The sequence below is a fragment of the Aeromicrobium sp. YIM 150415 genome (genome assembly GCF_016918125.1).
Taxonomy (GTDB): domain Bacteria; phylum Actinomycetota; class Actinomycetes; order Propionibacteriales; family Nocardioidaceae; genus Aeromicrobium; species Aeromicrobium piscarium.
Genome location: NZ_JAERWM010000036.1, coordinates 24,535 through 44,532, shown reverse-complemented (window position 1 = coordinate 44,532; position 19,998 = coordinate 24,535). Strand labels below are relative to the sequence as shown.

The window sequence follows — 19,998 nt, the reverse complement described above, 5'->3', positions numbered from 1 at the left end:
AACGCCCAGGACAGCCTGAACGCACGTCCCCGACCTACCCTTGACCTCGACACCCCAGCCACCCGGCTGAACAGGCTCCTCACCCAGGCAGCCTGACCACCCGTTGCTTCGACCACTAGAACCAGCCGGCCTCGGGTGCGTGCTAGCTCACCGCTCGCGGGGATGCGGCGGCCCTGGGGCGTCAGCCGATCGGGTCGAGGACCTCGTGATCGGACACCGTCGCTGCCAGGCGAGCACGATGGTGAGCGTCGTCGCCGATCAGATGCTCGATGGCCGTGAGCCGGCTGGTGTAGTGACCGACGCTGTACTCGGCGGTCACGCCGATGCCGCCGTGCAGCTGGATCGCCTCCTGGCCGACGTGGCGACCGGCCCGGCCGATCTGGAGCGCCGCCTGCGCGGCGGCTGCCTCGACATCGACCTCGGCGCCCTCGGCCGCGGCGTCGAGGACCATCGTCGCCCACGCGGCGGTGCTGCGCGCCAGCTCGAGCGCCGTGTACATGTCGGCCGCGCGGAAGGTGAGCGCCTGGAAGGTGTTGAGCGTGACGCCGAACTGCTTGCGGGTCTTGAGGTAGCCCACCGTGGTCTGCAGCGCCGTCTCCATCGCGCCCACGGCCTCGTGGGCGTAGGCGATCCGAGCGGCATCGAGCGCCCGGCCCAGCAACATGGACTGGTCGGTGCTCACATCGCCGAGCGGCGTCGCCGGCGTGCCGTCGAAGGTCACCCGGGCGGCGCGCAGTCCGTCATGGGTCGTGTAACCGGCGCGGTCGAGCCCGGTGGCGTCGCCGTCGACCACGAACAGGCCGGTACCTGCCTCGGTCGCCGCGCTCACCACCAGGACATCCGCGCGGGCGCCCCACGGGACCGGCTCCTTGACGCCCGAGAGCATCCAGGTGTCACCGGAGCGTGCCGCGGTCACGGCCGCCGGGGACGCGTTCCAGCGACGTCCGGCCTCGAACCAGGCGAGGATCGGCAGACTGGTGCCCTCGGCGAGCGGCGTGAGCAGGTCGGCGGCCTGGGCCTCGTCGGCTGCCGCGGCGATGAGACCGCCCGCGAGCACGACCGACTCGACGAAGGGCTCGGGCGCGAGCACGCGACCGAGTTCTTCGGCCACGAGAGAGACCTCGACGGGCCCGGCGCCCATGCCGCCGAGCTTCTCGTCGAAGGGCAGCCCGAGGATGCCCATCTCGGCCAGCTTGCGCCAGGTGCCCTCGCCGTAGCCCGGATCGGCCTTGACGACCTCCCGACGGGTCTCGGAGGAGTCGTAGGCCTTGGCGATGAGCCCGCGGACGGCGCTCTGCAGGGCCTCTTGTTCGGAATCGATGCTGAAGTCCATGTCAGCTCACAGTCCTAGGATCGTGCCGGCGATGATGGTGCGTTGCACCTCATTGGACCCCCCGTAGATGGAGGTCTTGCGGTAGTTCAGATAGGTCGGGGTCGCGAGCCGCGCCCACTCGGGCACGGTGCTGTCGTCGCCCGCACCCGAGGAGATCGACGCCGGACCGGCGACATCGACCGCGAGCTCCGTCACGGCCTGCTGCAGGACCGAGCCCTGCAGCTTGAGGATCGAGGAGGCCGGATCGGGCTTGCCATCGGCGGAGTTGCCGGCCACGCGCAGCGCCGTCAGCTCCAAGGCGAGCAGCTCGTTCTCCAGGTCGGCGATGCGCCCGGCGAATGCGGGATCCTCGAGCAGCCCGAGGCCGATCGCGTGCTCCTTGACCGTCGCGAGGTTGCGCTTGGTGGCGCCCACCGAGGCGATGCCGGTGCGCTCGTTGCCGAGCAGGAACTTGGCGTACGTCCAGCCCTTGTTCTCCTCGCCGACCAGGTTCTCGGCCGGCACGCGGACGTTCTCGAAGAAGACCTCGTTGACCTCGTGCCCGCCGTCGAGCAGCTCGATCGGCCGGACGGTGAGGCCTGGGGTGGTCATGTCGATGAGCAGGAAGCTGATGCCCTGCTGCTTCTTGGGGGCCTCGGGGTTGGTGCGCACCAGGGTGAAGATCCAGTCGCCGTACTGGCCGAGGGTGGTCCACGTCTTCTGGCCGTTGACGACGTACTCGTCACCGTCGCGGACCGCGACGGTGCGCAGTGAGGCGAGGTCGGAGCCGGCGTCGGGTTCGGAGAAGCCCTGCGACCACCAGATGTCGAGGCTGGCCGTGGCGGGAAGGAAGCGCTCCTTCTGCTCCTGCGAGCCGAAGGCGGCGATGACCGGACCCACCATGTTGGTGTTGAAGGTCAGCGGAGCCGGGACGCAGGCGAGAGCCATCTCCTCGTGCCAGAGGTGACGCTGGAGCTGAGTCCAGTCCTTGCCGCCCCATTCGGCGGGCCAGTGGGGCACGGCGAGTCCGGCATCGTTGAGGATGCGCTGGCTCTCGACCATCTGCTCCTTGGACAACTCCCGGCGGGCGCGAACGGTCTCGCGGATTTCCTCGGGGATCTGAGTCGTGAAGAACTCTCGGAGCTCCCCGGCGAACTTCTCGTCCTCGGGCGACAACTGCAATCTCATGACGGTGCTCCCTCGCGGCTGGGCGCTGACTACCTACTGAACGGTAGCCGATGGTTCTGGCACGCGGAAGCTGGGTCGTTCGCGAGGATCAGCGCGGTCGCCGACGCGGTCGCGGACCACCGCCGGGCACGATCTGCTTCGGTCGCCGCCCCTTGTCGCGGAACGGCCCGACCAGGCGCGGCCCGGCCAGCCGACGCTCCAGCCGCCGGGTCTCGCGGGCCAGCGGCTGCGCCAGGTACTCGCCGAAGATCACACCCGCGGCCAGCGCCACGGCGATCGCCGTCGCGGTGATCCCCTGGAAGATGCCCGAGAGGTTGTTCTCCGCCAGCTGCGAGAGCGCACGGTAGATCGTCAGACCGGGCAGCAGCGGCACGATCGCCGAGACCACCACGACCAGGGCGGGGACGCGGCACCAGCGAGCGACGGGATAGCTGACGATGCCGATGAGGATCGCCGCGACCGCCGCGATGAAGGCGCGGTCGACATCGGCGTTGACGCCGGCCACGAAGATCGACGCGCCGACCCCGGCGATCAGGCCGATCGGCAGCAGCGTGCGCCATGGCGCGTGGGTCGAATGGGCGAAGGTCATCGCCGCGATGGCGCCGCCGAAGGTCACCGCCAGCAGCTGAGACAGCGGGGGCAGCGATGTCTGATTGGAGATGTCGACGCCCAGCCAGCCGCCGGCCATGATCCCGCCGCTCACCCCGACGATGATGCCTGCCGTCGACAGCATCACCTCGAAGATGCGCGCACCTGCCGTGAGGTAGTACCCGGTCAGAGCGTCCTGGATGGCGCCGATGAAGCCGAGCCCCGCGAGCAGCACGACGATATTGGCCGAGATCACGAGCGAGGGGTTGACGGGCACGTGCAGTGCGGCAGTACCGACCGCGAGCAGGGACGCGCAGAGACCTCCCGCGATCTGCACGTAGAAGTCCGGGAGCCGGAAGCGCGCCAGCCGCCAGCGCATCAGCTCGATGAGCCAGGCCGCGACGGTCGCGATCAGGGCCACGATCCAGTCGCCGCCGATCATGAACGCGACTCCGGCGCTCAGCAGGCCGCCGCTCGCGAGCACCGACCAACGGGGGCGGGTGTGCCCGCGGGTGGAGATGGTGGCGATCTCACGACGCGCCTCGTCCAGGTCGACCTCGTCGGCGAGCAGGCGCCGGACGAGGTGGTCGACATCGGTGAGGTCCTCGAAGTCGGTCTCCCGGTGGTTGACGTTGCGACGCAGCGCGAGGGGAACATCGTCGATGTTCTCCTGATGCATCACCGTGAGCATCACATAGGTGACATCCACGTAGGTACCGCGGAGCCCGAAATGGTGGCAGATCGACGACATCGTGGCCTGGACATCGGCCGTTCCCGCGCCATTGGCCAGGAGGGTCTCGCCGACGCGGAGCGCGAGGTCCATGATGCGCAGAGTCCGCCTCGGTGTGTCCACGGCTCCCATTGTGGCGGCGTCGGCTACGTTCGACAGGCGGGGTCGGGCCGGCGAGCCGGGTTCGGGCCGCATGCCGGGAAGAACCACCGGTTCACTTCGAAAGGACGCCCGCGTGCTCGACTGGATCATGCTGGTGCCGGCCGTCATCGTGGCGGCGGCCCTGCTGGTGCTCCCCGGAGCGACCCTCGCGGCCGCCCTGGGCGTGCGTGGCTTCGGCATCCTCGCGGCGGGCGTGCCGATCAGCGTGACCGTCGTCGCCGGATCCGCCATCGTGGCGCCGTGGGTGGGCCTGCGGTGGGGCCTGCTGCCGGTCGTGCTGACGTGGGCCGTCCTGCTCCTGATCGCAGGGGCGCTCTATCGCCTCGTGCGCCGTCTGCGCGCCTTCGAACGTCCACCCGCGTGGCGAGGGCGTCCGGTCTCACCGTGGCCGAGCCTGGTCGCCTGGGTCCTCGGATCGCTCTACATGACCTATCTGGTGGCGCGCATCCCCGGCACGCCCTCGGCCTTCTCGATCCGTTTCGACAACGCCTTCCACCTCGGCGCGACGCGCTACGCCATGGAGACCGGCAATGCCTCGGCCTTCCACGTCTCCGGCTTCGCGAGCCTCGACGGCGTCGCCAGCCTGTACCCGGCCGCGTGGCACGGCTTCTTGTCGTTGGTCGCCCAGACCACCGGGGTGAGCCTGCCCGAGGCCTCGAACGCGATGATGATCGCGGTCGCCACGGTCGGCTGGGTGAGCGGCTGCATCTTCCTCGGGCTCGTCGTCAGCCGGCACCGGATCCTGGCAGCCGTCGGAGGCGCGGCGCTCGCCTGCTGCTTCCATACCTTCCCGTTCCTGCTGCTCAACTACGGCACGCTGTACCCGAACTTCCTCGGGGTCTCGCTGCTGCCGGCGATGCTGGGGCTCACCGCCGTCCTCCTTCGCGTGCGCGGGGTCCAGCCCGAGGTCACACGTGGCACCGCTTTCCTCGTGCTGGGCGCCTCGTTGCCCGGGCTCCTGCTGGCGCACCCCAACACCGCCCTCGTGTGGGCGCTCCTGACCGTCGTCCTCGCGTCCGTCTCGGTCTTCGAGTGGGCGGTCCGGTCCTCGCAGCGGGGTCGTGCGCTGGTGACCGCCACGGTCGTGACCCTCGTGTTGGTCGCTGTCACCGCGACGGCGTGGTCCGTGATGCGGCCGCCGCGCGACGAGTCGCCGTGGTCGCCCTATCGCGAACTGCCGGGCGCGGCGTGGGAGCTGGCCACCAATTCGCAGGTGTTCAGCCCGATCCCCGTCTCGGTGTCGGTGGCGATCATCGTGGGGCTCGTGCTGCTCGTGCTCAAGCGGCGGTTCGCCTTCGTCGCGGTCTGGGTCGTCATCGGGGCGCTGTTCGTGATCACCGTGGGAGCACCCGCCGGCGACCTCCGCTGGTTCGTCTCCGGTGTCTTCTTCCAGGACAACCTGCGCGTGGTGGCTGTCACCGCCGTGAGCGCGATGGTTCCGGCGATCCTCGGCTTCGTCGCGCTGGCGCGCTGGTGGATGGCCGCGATCACCTGGCTGGCCCGCCGGGTGGGGATGTCCTCGGCCCGCGGGCGTGCGAGGCTGGCGCGGGTGACGCTCGCGATCGTCGTGCTCCTCGGTGTCCTGGTCGCCTACCAGCGGGCCGTCAACCCGGCGCTGCACTGGGCCCGAAACGCCTACACGATCACCTCCGACTCGTATCTGGTGAATGCCGACGAGTGGGCGATGATCCAGCGCATCCCGGATCTGGTGCCCGACGATGCCCTGCTGATCGGCGAACCGCGCTCGGGCACCCCGTTCGTCTACGCGCTCACCGGGGTCAGGGTCGCCCCGGCGTATATGTACGTGATCGCCAATGACGACGAGGAGACCATCCGCACCCAGCTCAACCGCGCTGATTCCAGTCCGCGGGTGCGCGAGCAGGTGTGCGATGCGGTCGAGGATCTCGGTGGCGAGGTCTATGTCCTGAGCTTCCACCACCCCGACGAGTACCCGAGGATGTACCGCGGACTCAACGGCCTCGCCCCGCCGACGGTGCAGGAGGTCGCCCGCGAGGGCGATGTCACCCTCGAGCGGGTCACGATCTGTGAGCAGTGAGCGTGAGAGCGGTACGGTGTCAACCCTTCCGGGGCAGCGGAGGTACGTCGTCAACCTCATCGAGGGGCGATGAGGTTGACGGTCTACCGCCGCCGGCGCGGAAGAGGTCGACGACCCACCGCCACCCGGCCGGGACGGTCATGCGGCTGCCGGGTGCCCCGGTCCATTAGGCTCGTGCTGAGATGACAGACCTGGCATTCCCGCGCACGCTGGTGATCGTCCCCGCCTGGAACGAGCAGGACAATATCGGTGGCACGGTGCGCGAGATCCTCACGGCGACGCCCGACTTCGACGTCGTCGTCGTCGACGACGGATCCACCGACCACACGGCGCGCGAGGCGCGCGAGGCCGGGGCGGTCGTGCTCCAGCTGCCCTTCAATCTCGGCGTCGGCGGTGCCATGCGCACGGGCTTTCGCTACGCCGAACGCCACGACTACGACCGCGCGATCCAGGTCGACGCGGACGGGCAGCACGATCCGGCCGATATCGTGCGGGTGCTCGAGGGGTTGAACGAGGCCGATATCTCGATCGGGGCGCGGTTCGCCGATCGCGGCGGCTACACGGTCCGGGGCCCTCGACGCTGGGCGATGATCCTGCTCGCCTGGGTCCTGTCCCGGCTCGCGCGCACCCGGCTCACCGACGTCACCTCCGGCTTCCGGGCGGCCAACCGGCGCGCGATCCGGCAATACGTCACCTACTACCCGGCCGAGTACCTCGGCGACACGATCGACTCGCTCGTCGCGGCCCTCGGGGCCGGACTGACGGTGACCCAGGTGCCCGTGGAGATGCGGCAGCGGCGTCACGGCAATCCCAGCCAGCATCCGATCGGGGCGATGATCTATCTGCTGCGCTCGGTCTTCGCGCTGGTGTTCGCGATGCTGCGACAGCCGGTGGGCGCTCGCGAGGAGACCCTCTGATGCTCATCGCCATCACCGCACTCACGGTGCTGTTCATCGTCGCGGTCGTCACGATGCTGCTCCGGCGGCAGCTGCAGGAGAAGTACGCGGTCCTCTGGATCGTCATCGGTGTCGCCATGCTGATCCTGGAGCTCGTGCCGGGTCTGCTCGGCTGGCTCTCCTCGATCGCCGGCGTGCAAGTGCCGTCGAACCTGCTCTTCGCGATGGGCATCGCGATGCTGCTCGGCGTCTGTCTCCACCTCTCGTGGGAGCTCTCGCGGGCCGAGGACGAGATCCGCCGGGTCGCCGAGGAGGTCACTCTGCTGCGGGCCGAGTTCGAGCGCCGCACCGAGGTCGTCGCACCGACCGATGACGCGGAGGCGGAGCCCGATGACGAGTGAGGCGACCTGGTCGGTGGTCTCGGTCTTCGGCCCGGACCGCTCCCTGCTGACCCATCTCGACGCGATCGCGGCGCAGACCGTCCGCGTGGTCGTGGTCGACGACGGCACGCCCGCGCCCGATGCCGAGGTCTTCGCCGCGCTCGAGGAACGAGACGACGTCGACCTCCTCCGTCAGCCGCGCAATGCGGGGATCGCGGCGGCGCTGAACCGCGGCATCCAGGCCGCCTTCGACGGCGGCGCCGATCGGGTCGTGACCTTCGATCAGGACTCGTTGCCGTCGGCGGACTTCGTCGCCGGGCTGTCGGACGAGTTCGACCGGGCGACCGCACGTGGGGTGATCGACCCTGCCTTCGTCGTGCCGGAGTTCTGGGCGACGATCCGTCAGGTGAGCCGGACGGCCGAGGACGGCACGCTCATCGCCATTCGCACCATCCAGTCCGGCATGCTGCTTCCACGCTCCACCTGGGAGCGCATCGGCGCGATGCGCGAGGAGTTCTTCATCGACCTCGTCGACGAGGAGCTGGAGCTGCGGGCGCTGAGCGCCGGACTGGCGCCCATCGCCGCCCCCGGGGTGGCCTTGCACCACCATCTCGGCGCCGCGTATCGCCGGCCGTTGCTGTCGGGAGGCTTCCGCGGGTCGCCGCTGCCGCCGATCATCACGCTGAGCACGCCCTTCCGGTACTACTACCGGGTCCGGAACCGGCGCGTCGTCAACCGCATGTACGGGCGGCGGTTTCCTGCCCGGCTCGCGGCTGAGACCTTTATGGAGATCCTGCACCTCGTCGAGGTGCTGCGTTACGCGCGTCCCCGCGGTCCGGTGTGGGCCGCGGCCCGACGCGGCTGGCGCGACGGTCGCAAGGGGTCGGCGATGGGACGTGTCCCCGCTGAGCTCGAACCCGGTCTGCGAGACGTGCGCTGGGCCCTCGAACCGGTGGACCGCGGCTGACCCCCATGGGCGGTGACTGAGCGTCCTTCCTCCGTCGGGGGCGGTGAGTCAGCGTCCATCCGTCCGAGCGACATGGACGCTGAGCAACCGCCCCGATCGGGGAACGGACGCTGACTCACCGACCCGTGGCGGGAGAGGTCATGCCCTGCGCGATGGCGTGCGGTCGGCGAGCAGCCGCCGCGCCGGGACGACGATCGCGACCATGATGACCAGCTCGGCGGCGACCATACCTCCCGCGATGACCTCCATGGCGCTCATCGCCGCCCCGGCGAGCATCACCGAGAGCCCGACGAGCGAGGACGCGCACGTCACGACGAAGACATAGCGGTACCGTCCGTGCGGGATCATGACGTTGCGGATGAACGGTGTCGTGAACGAGATGGCGAAGAAGGCGGCGCCGAACAGGGCCGACGCCGTCCAGGTCGCCGCATTGTCCGCGCCCATGACGATCGAGCTCGCCCACGGTCCCAGCGCGGCCAGCCCGATGCCTCCGGCCACCCCGAGCGCGCCGTGCGCCACGATGGCCAGTCGGTGCCGGGCTCGTGGATCATCCGCATCGGGCTCCAGGACCCAGCCCTGGAAGGCATTGCCGAAGGCGACGACGGCGATCAGCCCGAAGCGGTACATCGTGTTCGCGGACGCGAAGCTGTCGGCCGCGGAGGTCGCCAGACTGCCGGTCGCGATCGGTGTGGGCGTCGAGCCGTAGCTGTTGGAGACCGTGTCGATGGCCGCCGTCGGCACCTGCCGACGCAGCGCTATGCGGATCTCGGCGGCATCGAGGTGCCCCAGGTCGTGGTCGCGCATGGTCACCCGGGCGTGCCAGCCGAAGGCGACGACACAGCTGAGGGCCAGCACCACCGCGTACCAGGCGATCTCACCGGTCAGGAAGATGAGCGCCGCACCGACGGCGGCGGCGCCGAGCCGGGGCAGCACGTCGTAGACCGTCAGCAGGCCTGGCTGACCGGCGCCGATGCAGAACCATGCCGGAGTGAAACCGGCCGCCGCGGTCGCCACGGCGATGGCGGCCGCGGCGAGGCGATAGTCGGGGGTCGCCACCCACCAGGCCACGAGCGCCGATACCGGGAGGACGACCGCCGCCGCGACGGCCCGCGTCACCAGGCTCTCGAGGAGGATGCGCGCGCGATCCGTCGGGTCGGGATGCTGGGCGATCCGGACCGGTCCGACGATGCCCCAGCCGAAGGTCAGGACGATCATGCCGATCAGGCCGACGCTCTGCCCGGCGGCGAAGCTCGCCCATCCGCCGGCGCCCGTCGCACGGGTGATGACGGGGATGATCAGGAGCGGCGCGAGGGCCGCGAGAACGGGACCACCGGTGAAAGCCGCTAGCCTCGTGGTGATCGACCGTCCCATGATCGAGGAGTCTACGGTGGGGCATCGCAGCGAGAGGGGAACCATGGGTGAGCGGGCGGCGGAGCGGATTCGCGTGAGCGTGTGCCTGGCCACCTACAACGGTGCGGCCTACCTCGATGAGCAGCTGGACTCGATCCTCGCGCAGTTGGGCGATGCCGACGAGGTCGTCGTGGTCGACGACGGAAGCACGGACGGCACGCTGGAACTGCTCGCACAGCGCGATGACCCCCGCATCGAGGTCCGGCGGACCGAACGCAATCTCGGCTATGTCGGCGCCTTCGGACAGGCGATGGGCTCCGCGCGCGGTGAGTACCTCGTGTTGAGCGACCAGGACGATGTGTGGCCCCCCGGGCGTGTCGAGGCGCTCGTGGCGGGGCTGGCCGATGCCGAGGTCGCGGTGGGCAATGTCGTGGACCTCGATGGGCGACAGCCGCTGCCGTCGCCTGTGCGCCGGCGTCCCTGGCTGTTGCGGTCGCGCACGTCCCGTCAGCACGGGCGGAATCTGCTGCGCATCTGGGTCGGCGTGATCCCCTACTTCGGTTCGGCGATGGCGCTGCGACGCGAGGCACTGGACCGGGTGCTGCCGTTGCCTTCCTATCTGTCGGAGTCCCATGATCTGTGGATCGCGACGGTCGCCAATGTCGACGGCTCGATCCGCCATCTCGACGATGTCGTGGTGTGGCGCCGCCTCCACGAGACGAACGCCTCGACCTCCCGGCCGCGCTCGATCGTCCCGGTGCTGCGGGCCCGGCTCATGCTCCTCCGCCTCGCACTCGAGGCCCGTCGCCGGCGGTAGGCCATCAACCTCACCTCGTCCGTGGGGGTAGGCCATCAACCTCACCTCGTCCGTGGCGGTAGGCCATCAACCTCACCTCGTCCGTGGGGGTAGGCCATCAACCTCACCAGGTCGGCATGGGGTTGATGCTCTACCGCCACCGGAGTGATCACTGCCGTTCGGAGCATCACACCGGGCGCTGGGGACAGGCAGCGGAGGTAGGCCCTAAACCCCATCGGGGAGCGATAACGTTGAGGGCGCACCGCTCTCGGAGCGGAAGGGTTGCTGACTTACCGCCACCGGGGTCGGGGCGATCGTCGGTCAGGGGCCCGCCAGGTGGGTGATCGCCGAGGCGATGCCGGCACGGTCGCGCCTGAGCAGCGCTCCCGGCAGCACCGTCGCCGCGTGCAGTCGCGAAAAGATCCGGATCCTGGCCGCCCGCGCGGTGCGTCTCCAGCCGTGCTCGACGGCCAGGCGATGAGCGAGGCGGTAGTAGCGTCGCTCATCGCGGAACCGCGATCCGCCGGTGAGCGCGGCCATCGAGGCGCTGCCCTCATGGCGTCGGTAGACGAAGGCCTGCTCGGGGACGTAGACGAGGGACCCCCCGGCGAAGGCGATGTCCATCAGCAGGGCGAGGTCCTGGATCACCGGGAACCCGTCGCGGAACTCATGCCGTCGCAGGGTCTCGGTGCGGAAGGTCAGCGAAGGCCAGTAGAGCCAGTTGCCGCGGATCAGGCTCGTCGCGAGATCCTGGCCGGCGAGCACCGTCTCCCCGCGTGGCGCAAGCAGCTGCCGCTTGACCCGGTCGACCAGGGGCAACGAGGGAGCACCGTGCTCATCGATCACGCGGACCCCGGGCTGCACCGCGTCGACCCCCGGATGTCGCTCGATCGCCCCCTTGACGATGCGCACGAAGCCGGGGTCGAGGAGGTCGTCGCTGCCGGGGATGCAGACATAGTCGGCGCTCGCCCGCTGTGCCGCCTGCGCGAAGTTGGCCGTGATCCCGATGTTCTCCTCGTGGCGGACGTAGGTGATCCGCGGATCGTCGCGGTAGCGCTCGTAGGCCGTGAGGTCCGGGTAATGGTCGTCGAGGATCGTCAGCGTCCAGTCGTCGTCATCCTGCGCCAGCACCGAGTCCACGGTGAGCGCGAGCAGGTCCGGGTCGCCCCAGTAGGGCACGACGATGTCGACGGCAGCCACAGTCCGCACCCTAGCCCCTCCACGGGCACCGTCCTCGCGATGGCGCACGGGCGGGACCGACGCCGATGCGTTGTGGTGGCTATGGCGACCGCGATGCATCGGTGTCGGTTCGCCGAAGCGCCACCACGGCGAGGCGTGGAGACCTATCCTGGCGACGGCGAAAGGAGCGGACATGAGCGTCGACTGGACCACCGACCTGCTCGGGGAGCCGTACGAACGGCACGTCATCGAACTCGGCGACGACCCCGACGGCGAGGGCACGATCACCGCCACCCTGGTGCGGCGGGCTTTCACGGGTTCGCCGCGTGCCGCGGTGATCTACGTGCACGGCTTCACCGACTACTTCTTCCAGACCGCGATGGCCGAGTTCTACGCCGATCGCGGCGTCGCTTTTTACTCGCTCGACCTGCGCAAGTGCGGCCGCTCCCTGCGCGACGGGCACACCGCGCACTATGTCTCCGATCTCGCCTACTACGACGCCGAGCTCGACGAGTCGCTGCGGATCGTCCGCGAGGAGACGGGTCTCCCGGTCTATCTCGCCGCGCATTCGACCGGTGGGCTCATCGTCCCGCTGTGGCTGCATCGGATGCGCCGCGGCACCGGCAGCGGCGACACCGGTATCGCCGGGATCATGCTCAACAGCCCGTGGTTCGATCTGCAGGGTGCGCCGTGGATGCGCGGCGTGGGCACCCAGGCGATCCGGCTCGCCGCGCGAGTGCGCCCCGGTCTCGTCCTCAAGCTGCCCGAAGCGGAGGCCTACGGGTCGAGCCTGCACACCTCGCGCGGCGGCGAGTGGGACTACGAGTTGGCCTGGAAGCCCCTCGGCGGGTTCCCGGTGACCGTCGGCTGGCTCAGCGCGGTCCGGCGCGGCCAGGCTCGACTGCACCGTGGCCTCGATATCGGGGTGCCGTCCCTCGTCCTGCGCTCGGATCGCTCGCGCATCGTGAGCCGGTACAGCGAGGAGGTCGAGACCGCGGACGCCGTTCTCGACGTGCGCCAGATCGCCCGCTGGGCCGGTTGCCTTGGCGATGAGGTCACCTCGGTGCCGATTCCCGGAGCCCGTCACGATGTCTTCCTCTCTCGCAAGGAGGCCCGTGACCACGCCTACGAGGTCCTCGGCGACTGGCTCGACCGCCACCTGCCCTGAACCGACCTCGGTCCGCGCCGGGCGTGTTCCCGGCGACGGTTAGGCTCGTGGCGTGGACGCACCCCTGGCTCTGTACCGCCGCTACCGGCCCGAGACGTTCGCCGAGGTCATCGGCCAAGATCACGTCACCGACCCCCTGCGGCACGCCCTCGCGGCCAATCGGGTCAACCACGCCTATCTGTTCTCCGGGCCGCGCGGGTGCGGCAAGACCACCAGCGCGCGCATCCTGGCGAGGGCGCTCAACTGCGAGCAGGCACCGATCGCCGACCCGTGCGGGGAGTGCCAGAGCTGCCGTGACCTCGCGCGCGGGGGGCCGGGCAGCGTCGACGTCATCGAGATCGACGCCGCGAGCCACGGCGGCGTCGACGATGCTCGCGACCTGCGCGAGCGCGCGTTCTTCGCGCCCGTCAACAGCCGGTACAAGGTGTACATCATCGACGAGGCCCACATGGTCTCGCCGCAGGGCTTCAACGCGTTGCTCAAGCTGGTCGAGGAGCCGCCGCCCCATCTGAAGTTCATCTTCGCCACCACCGAGCCGGACAAGGTCATCGGGACGATCCGGTCGCGGACCCATCACTACCCGTTCCGCTTGGTCCCGCCCAAGCAGCTCGGCGAGTATCTGATGCAGCTGTGCGCCGCCGAGGGCGTGACCCTCGATCCGCGGGCCCTTCCGCTGGTGGTGCGCGCGGGCGCGGGCTCCGTGCGCGACACCCTGAGCGTGCTCGACCAGCTGCTCGGCGGCGCGGGCCCCGAGGGGGTCACCTATGAGCTGGCCGTCCAGTTGCTCGGCTACACCCCGGACTCGCTGCTCGACGAAGCCGTCTCAGCCTTCGCCGCCCGCGACGGCGGCACGGTGTTCTCGGTGGTCGACAAGGTCATCGAGTCCGGCCAGGATCCCCGTCGCTTCGCGGAGGATCTGTTGCAGCGGCTGCGCGATCTGGTGATCCTGGCGGCCGTCCCCACCGCGATCGAGTCCGGGCTGCTCGATGTCCCCGGCGATCGCGGCGAGCGACTCGCGCAGCAGGCCTCGGGCTTCGGGCCGTCCGAGCTGACGCGTGCCGCCGATATCGTCAGCACGGCACTCGTGGACTTCCGGGGCGCGACCGCCCCGCGGCTGATGTTGGAGCTGATGTGCGCCCGGATCCTCGTGCCGGGCGCCGACAACTCGGTCGAGGGATTCCAGGCACGACTCGAGCGGATCGAGCGACGCCTGTCCGGCGGCGGCACCGCCCCGGCACCCGATCACGCTCCCGCCCCGGCTCGTCCGGCCCCGGCTCCCGCCCCCGCGCAGTCCTCCTCCGCCGGTGGCGGTAGTCCATCAACCCCATCCGTCCCCGATAACGTTGCTGAGGCACCGCCGGCGTCTCCAGCCGCCTCGCCAGCGGAGGCCCCGGTCGAGGGCGGTGCGTGGTCAACGTCATCGGCTCCCAGTGAGGTTGCTGACGTACCGCCAGCCTCATGGGCTGGGTCGGTCGGCGAGGCTCCGGCAAGTGGCGGTAGCCCGTCAACCCCATCCGTCCCCGATAACGTTGCTGACGTACCGCCAGCGTCCCCGGCCCCCTCACCAGCCGAGTCGCCGGTAAGTGGCGGTAGTCCTTCAACCCCATCGGATCCCGATAACGTTGCTGAGGTACCGCCGACCGCGCCAGCCGCCACCGAGCCGGAACCGACGCCGGAGCCCGGCCCGACGCCGACCCCAGGCCCGACGCCGGAGCCCGGCCCGACGCCGGAACCCGAGTCGGCTCCCGGCGCCCTCTCGATCGCCGATGTCCGGCGGTTGTGGCCGCAGATCCTCGATCGCATCCAGAACCTGCGCCGGTTCACGTGGGTCATGCTCAGCCAGAACGCCCAGGTCACCGGCGTCGACGGCTCGACCCTGACGATCGCCCTCGTCAATGCCGGAGCCCGCGACTCCTTCATGAACAGCGGCTCGGACCGCATCGTCGCTCAGGCGCTCGTCGACGTCCTCGGGGTCGACTGGCGGATCGAGGCCATCGTCGATCCCTCCGCGCAGCCCGGTCCGGGAGGCGGCGGTTCGGCGCCGAGCGCGCCGGCGGCGCAGCAGCAGACACCCCCGTCGCCCGCCACCTCGGCAGTGCCGGAATCGGTCCGCGAGGCGCTGCGCAGTGGACCGGCGCCGCGGAAGGCGGCCGAGGACCCCGATGCCGGTGTCGATCCTGATGATCCGATCCTCGACGGCAGCTCCGCCGATGCCGAGGCGCTGCTCGCCGAGCATCTCGGCGCGCAGGTCATCGACGACACGCCACCCTCGTGAGCACGGTCGTCGAGCGTGAGCGCCTCTCGCTCGACGACTCGCCCACACAGCTGCTCCGCCGACTGCGCGGGCGGCCCCGGATCGTGGCGCTCATCGGCTCGGGATGGTCGGCCGGCGAGGCGGTGATCTCCGCCGATCCGGTCCGCGAACTGCACGACTGGGACGCCATCGACCTCGCCCCCTCGCTCGATCCTCACTTCGGTGGCGGATGGATCGGCTCGTGGGGCTACCGATTGGCCGGAGACCTCGAAGACCTTCCCGGGTCGCCGCCACGGCCGGTGCCTCAACCAGCCCTGCGCGTGGGTTTCTACGATGTGGTCGCCCGGCGTGTCGAGGGACAGTGGTGGCTCGAATGGCTCGCCGGAACACCCCGACACCGGATCGATGCCCTGCGCGAGTCGCTGGCGTCCCCGTCGGAGGTGCGCGCGTCGAGCTTGGAGCCGCTGCGCCTCTCACCCGGTGTGGAGATGCACGCGGATGCCGTGCGCCGGACCATCGAGCACATCGAGGCCGGCGACATCTTCCAGGCGAATGTGTGCGGCCGGTTCGAGACCCGCCTGCACGGCGATGCGCTCGACGCCTTCTGCCACGGGGTCGAGCAGCTGAGCCCTGCCTACGCGGCCTTCGTCGCGGACGACCAGGGCGCGATCGCCAGCTGGTCGCCGGAACTGTTCCTGCGACGTGAGGGGGAACGCGTGCAGACGTCCCCCATCAAGGGCACCGCTCCACTCGACGCCGATCCCGCGCGACTGACCGGGTCGTCGAAGGATCGCGCGGAGAATGTCATGATCGTCGACCTCATGCGCAACGATCTGGGACGCGTGGCCCGGCCCGGCAGCGTAGAGGTGCCGGCGCTGACCCGCCTCGAGCGCCACGCTGTCTGGCACCTGGTCTCGGACGTCACGGCTCAGGTGTCCGCTCCGGACTCCGCCCTGCTGCGGGCGACTTTCCCGCCGGGGTCGGTGACGGGCGCTCCCAAGATCCGTGCCATGCAGCTCCTCGCCGCCGAACTCGAGACCACCGGCCGCGAGGCGTACACGGGAGCGATGGGCTATGTGAGTCCTGGCCGGGGCATGGAGCTCAATGTCACGATCCGGACGTTGGAGGTGGCGGCCGACGGCCGGGCCTGGATCGGTGCCGGCGGCGGCATCGTCGCGGCGAGCGATCCGATGGCCGAGGTCGCGGAGTGTTTCGACAAGGTCGCGCCGATCGCCGCGGCCTTCGGCGCCGCCCTGGTGGACCGCCCGGGCCACCACGGCACCTCGCCTGCCCTCGTCGAGCCTCCGTCGACGGCCGATTCCTCGCGTGGAGTGTTCACCACCGTCCTGGTGGAGGACGGCCGGCCCGCGCGGTTGGCCGAGCATGTCGCCCGCCTGGCCGCGAGCGGTCGTGAGCTCTACGGCATCGACGCCGGGACCGAGATACGTCGCGCCGCCCTCGCCGCCTCATCGGTGGCGACGGGCAGGCAGAGGCTTCGCGTCGAGCTCCATCCGGACGGGCGTGTGGACACCATGATCGCTCCGCTGGATCCAGCGCCGGAGTCGTGGGCCCTCGATGTGCATCGCCTGCCGGGAGGCCTCGGCGCCCACAAGTGGGTCGACCGCGGCGCTCTTCCCGATCATGCCGCTCTGCTCGTCGACGCCAACGACGAGGTGCTGGAGACCGACCGCGCCTCATTCTTCGCGGTATTCGACGACGGCGTACACACGCCACCGCTGGACGGCCGCATCCTGCCGGGCACAGCTCGCGAGGCCGTGATCGAGGCCGCGCACCGGCATGGTCTGCCGGTCCGGGAGCGCTCGATGCGGCTCGCCGAGCTCGGCCAGGCATCCGAGGCTTTCGCGGTCAATGCGCTGCGCGGCATCGTCCCGGTCTCGTCGCTCGGTGGCGTCGCTCGGTGGCCGGTGCCGGGTCCGGTGACGCGGCGCTTGCGCGGGCCGGAACCGGAACCTCCGCCCGTCGCGCGGGTCGAGGATGTCCGGCTGCTGGTCGTCGACAACGAGGACTCGTTCGTGTTCAACCTGGTGCAGTACGCCCGTGAGCTGGGGGCCGAGGCATCGGTGGTGCGCTCGACCGTACCGCTACCGGATCTCGCGGACTTCACGCACCTGCTCGTCTCTCCAGGACCGGGCGCGCCGGTGGACGCGGGCACCAGCAGGGCCGCGGTCGAGTCCGCGGTGGCGGCGGGTGTCCCGGTGCTCGGGGTCTGCCTCGGCCATCAGGTGATCGGCGAGTTCCTCGGCGGGACCGTGCGACGCGCCGACCCCGTCCACGGGCATCCCGCGCTCGTCCACCACGAGGGAGCCGGGGTTCTCGCCGGGTTGCCGACACCCTTCGCTGCCGCGCGCTATCACTCCCTCGTCGTCGACGATCTGCCTGAAGAGGTGGAGATCACCGCGCGCACGGCGAGCGGGATCGTCATGGGTCTACGCCACGCCGGGCTCGGAGTCGAGGGGGTGCAGTTCCATCCCGAGTCCATCCTGACGAGCCACGGCCACGCGATGCTCGCGTCTTGGATTAATTCCTGATAATCTATCGCAGATATCACGATTAGGTGGGATCGAGGAGTCGAACATGTCGCGCACGCCATTCACGCCCTATGACGGTTTCCAGGGGCAGGTGCGCGAGGCGATGGCCGATTCCGTCCCCGCGTGGCCGGAGTCCACGCCGCCATCGCCTTCGCGACCCAACGTCGTGGTCATGCTGGCGGACGATCTCGGTTTCTCCGATATCGGCTGTTACGGCAGTGAGATCCCCACGCCCCACCTGGATGCCTTCGCGGATGAGGGCATCCGGTACTCCAACTTCCGTGTGACCCCTCTGTGCTCGCCGACGCGAGCCGCACTCCTCACCGGGTTGAACGCGCACCAGGCCGGCGTGGCCTTCCCGACCCACGTCGATCCGGGATTCCCCGGTTATGCCTCGGAACTGCTCGATGACCACCCGACGATGGCTGAGGTCTTCGCAGACAACGGTTACTCGACATTGATGGTCGGAAAATGGCACCTGTGCCGCGAGGAGGATCTCGGCGAAACGGGGGATCGCTCCTCGTGGCCGCTGCAGCGGGGCTTCGACCAGTACTACGGGTTCTTGGAGGCGTTGACCAACTTCCACCAGCCGCATCGGATGATCGAGGGCAACTCGGTGGTCGATGTCGACGAGTACCCGGACGACTACTACTTGACCGATGACCTGACCGATCGTGCCGAGCGCATGATCAAAGAGGTTCGCGGCGCCGATCCGGACAAGCCCTTCTTCCTGTACTTCGCCCACGGTGCGGTGCACGCTCCCCATCAGGCGAAACGCGAGGACATCGAGCGTCACCGTGGTCGCTATGACGAGGGCTGGGACGTGTTGCGTCAGCGTCGGCTGGACCGGCAGATCGAGCAGGGCATCGTCCCCCCGGGCACAACGCTGCCACCGCGCAACGGCGAGGCCGGACACGCGGTCCCGGCGTGGGATTCGCTCAGCCAGCGCGAGAAGCAGGTCTTTGCTCGGTACATGGAGGTCTACGCCGCCATGGTCGACAATATGGACCAGAGCGTCGGCCGCCTGCGCCGGCTGCTGAAGGACCTGGGCGAGCTCGAGAACACCATCTTCATCTTCGCCAGTGACAACGGCGCCGCGCGTCTGACCGACAAGCCCGGGGCGGCTCTAGGGCCCGGTGCGACGACGACCGACACCGGCACGCCGAGCTACTTCGGCTACGTGCAGTCCGCGGAAGACATCAGCTCGGTGGACGATCCCCGCTTGGAGGACCTCGACACGCTGGGCAGCGCCACCTCCTGGCCCCACTATCCGAGGGGGTGGGCCATGCTCGGCAACACCCCCTTCCGGCTCTACAAGTTCAGTACCCTGCGCGGAGGCCAGCAGTCCCCGCTCATCGTCTCCTGGCCGCAACGGTTCGCGTCCCGGGGTTCGGTCGTCCGCGGCCAGTACACCCACGTCACCGATGTGCTGCCGACACTGGTGGACCTGATCGACCTGAAGGTTCCGGACCGTGGACATGAATGGGCCGGGGTCAGCTTCGGTGAGACCGTCGACGACGGTGAGGTACCCAGTCGCCATCGAGAGCAGTACACCGAGTGCGTCGGCAATCGGTCCTTCTATCGGGACGGCTGGGAAGCGTCGACCGTCCGCAAGCCGATGGTTCCCTTCGACCAGGATCCCTGGGAGCTGTTCGGCCCCGATGACGTCACGCAGAGTCGCGATCTCTCACCGGAGCACCCGGACAAGCTACGCGAACTCATCGGGGGCTTCGACGAAGCCGCCTGGGACAACCAGGTGTATCCCCTCGACGAGGGATCAGGTGTCAAGTTCCTCCTGCGCCGGCCCAGCGAGCCTCCACGCCCGGTGCGGATCCTTCCGGGCACGCCCACGCTGGAGCGGCATCACTCCAGTTCGCTGATCGCCGCCGCGCAGTGGGCGGTACGGATCGAGTGGCGCCCTGACCCTCTGGCCGAGGGCGTCCTCGTCTCCCACGGTGAGCAGAGCGGCGGGTACCTTCTCGCGATCGAGGAGGGCCGGGTCCGGCTGTACATCAACGACTACGGACGCGAGGACGTCATCACCGGGCGGGAGGTGCCGTCGACGAGTCCTCTGCTCCTGGAGGTCGAGACCACGCCGCAGCGGCGCTGGACCATGTCGGTCGTCGCGGGTGGAGAGCATCTGCTCGATGCCGATGATCTGCCGGCCTTCAAGGGGTTTCTGCCCTTCGACGGCATCGACGTGGGCATCTGCCGGCGCTCGCCGGTCTCATGGGATTTGTACCGGCGACGAGGCACCTTCCCCTTCACCGGCGAGCTCGTCAGCGTGACCTATGAGCCGGGCGAGCTGACCGAGGCCGATCGGCTCGAGAGGATCGAGGCCGCCCGCCGGCAGTGGAGCGAGACGCAGTGAGTCGGCTCGACGGTGCCCCGGCCCCTCTCACGCGGCGGAGCCGGGCGGCGCT

At 69.7% G+C, this 19,998-nt stretch carries 14 protein-coding genes; 9 read left to right on the top strand and 5 right to left on the bottom strand.

Going from position 1 to position 19,998, the window contains the following annotated elements; translation table 11 throughout:
* Positions 1 to 181: 181 nt before the first annotated feature.
* The 3 genes from JL108_RS19335 to JL108_RS19325 form a co-directional block, all read right to left on the bottom strand.
* On the bottom strand, positions 182 to 1,333 hold the full coding sequence (locus JL108_RS19335) for an acyl-CoA dehydrogenase family protein (protein ID WP_205199730.1): 1,152 nt from the start codon (positions 1,331 to 1,333) through the stop codon (positions 182 to 184).
* Between the two features lie 6 nt (positions 1,334 to 1,339).
* On the bottom strand, positions 1,340 to 2,500 hold the full coding sequence (locus tag JL108_RS19330) for an acyl-CoA dehydrogenase family protein (protein ID WP_205199729.1): 1,161 nt from the start codon (positions 2,498 to 2,500) through the stop codon (positions 1,340 to 1,342).
* Between the two features lie 88 nt (positions 2,501 to 2,588).
* Positions 2,589 to 3,941 carry a threonine/serine exporter family protein gene (locus JL108_RS19325; protein ID WP_307837333.1) on the bottom strand — a complete coding sequence of 451 codons (1,353 nt, stop codon included), beginning with the start codon at positions 3,939 to 3,941 and terminating at the stop codon, positions 2,589 to 2,591.
* Positions 3,942 to 4,053: 112 nt separating this feature from the next.
* Here JL108_RS19325 and JL108_RS19320 point away from each other — a divergent pair, with 112 nt between their 5' ends.
* From JL108_RS19320 to JL108_RS19305, 4 genes are all read left to right on the top strand, one after another.
* Positions 4,054 to 6,036: a DUF6541 family protein gene (locus tag JL108_RS19320; RefSeq protein ID WP_205199727.1), complete on the top strand. Its 1,983-nt coding sequence runs from the start codon at positions 4,054 to 4,056 to the stop codon at positions 6,034 to 6,036.
* Between the two features lie 182 nt (positions 6,037 to 6,218).
* A complete protein-coding gene (locus JL108_RS19315) occupies positions 6,219 to 6,953 on the top strand; it encodes a glycosyltransferase family 2 protein (protein WP_143912789.1) in 735 nt (244 codons plus the stop codon).
* Complete coding sequence (locus tag JL108_RS19310) at positions 6,953 to 7,333, top strand: DUF2304 domain-containing protein (RefSeq protein ID WP_205199726.1); 381 nt, start codon at positions 6,953 to 6,955, stop codon at positions 7,331 to 7,333. Before JL108_RS19315 ends, JL108_RS19310 begins: the two co-directional genes overlap by 1 nt.
* Positions 7,323 to 8,279, top strand: a complete 957-nt coding sequence (locus tag JL108_RS19305) for a glycosyltransferase (protein ID WP_205199725.1) — start codon at positions 7,323 to 7,325, stop codon at positions 8,277 to 8,279. The genes JL108_RS19310 and JL108_RS19305 overlap by 11 nt, the downstream gene beginning before the upstream one ends.
* A 138-nt stretch (positions 8,280 to 8,417) precedes the next feature.
* On the opposite strand, the gene JL108_RS19300 is transcribed toward JL108_RS19305, so the two are convergent.
* A complete protein-coding gene (locus JL108_RS19300) occupies positions 8,418 to 9,650 on the bottom strand; it encodes a polysaccharide biosynthesis protein (protein WP_143912786.1) in 1,233 nt (410 codons plus the stop codon).
* A gap of 43 nt (positions 9,651 to 9,693) precedes the next feature.
* Here JL108_RS19300 and JL108_RS19295 point away from each other — a divergent pair, with 43 nt between their 5' ends.
* The gene (locus tag JL108_RS19295; protein WP_205199724.1) at positions 9,694 to 10,446 is read left to right on the top strand and encodes a glycosyltransferase; all 753 of its coding nucleotides are present in this window, start codon (positions 9,694 to 9,696) and stop codon (positions 10,444 to 10,446) included.
* 300 nt (positions 10,447 to 10,746) lie between these two features.
* Here JL108_RS19295 and JL108_RS19290 read toward each other — a convergent pair whose 3' ends face one another.
* Entirely contained in the window at positions 10,747 to 11,625 is an 879-nt protein-coding gene (locus JL108_RS19290) for a glycosyltransferase (RefSeq protein WP_307837332.1), read from the bottom strand.
* Between the two features lie 172 nt (positions 11,626 to 11,797).
* Between JL108_RS19290 and JL108_RS19285 the strand changes: the two genes are divergently transcribed.
* The 4 genes from JL108_RS19285 to JL108_RS19270 are packed head-to-tail and all read left to right on the top strand — an operon-like array spanning position 11,798 to position 19,946.
* Positions 11,798 to 12,772: an alpha/beta hydrolase gene (locus tag JL108_RS19285; protein ID WP_205199723.1), complete on the top strand. Its 975-nt coding sequence runs from the start codon at positions 11,798 to 11,800 to the stop codon at positions 12,770 to 12,772.
* A 52-nt stretch (positions 12,773 to 12,824) separates the two neighbouring features.
* Entirely contained in the window at positions 12,825 to 15,047 is a 2,223-nt protein-coding gene (locus tag JL108_RS19280) for a DNA polymerase III subunit gamma and tau (protein WP_205199722.1), read from the top strand.
* Positions 15,044 to 17,575: a chorismate-binding protein gene (locus JL108_RS19275; RefSeq protein ID WP_205199721.1), complete on the top strand. Its 2,532-nt coding sequence runs from the start codon at positions 15,044 to 15,046 to the stop codon at positions 17,573 to 17,575. The genes JL108_RS19280 and JL108_RS19275 overlap by 4 nt, the downstream gene beginning before the upstream one ends.
* Positions 17,576 to 17,621: 46 nt before the next feature.
* A complete protein-coding gene (locus JL108_RS19270) occupies positions 17,622 to 19,946 on the top strand; it encodes an arylsulfatase (protein WP_205199720.1) in 2,325 nt (774 codons plus the stop codon).
* Positions 19,947 to 19,998: the final 52 nt, after the last annotated feature.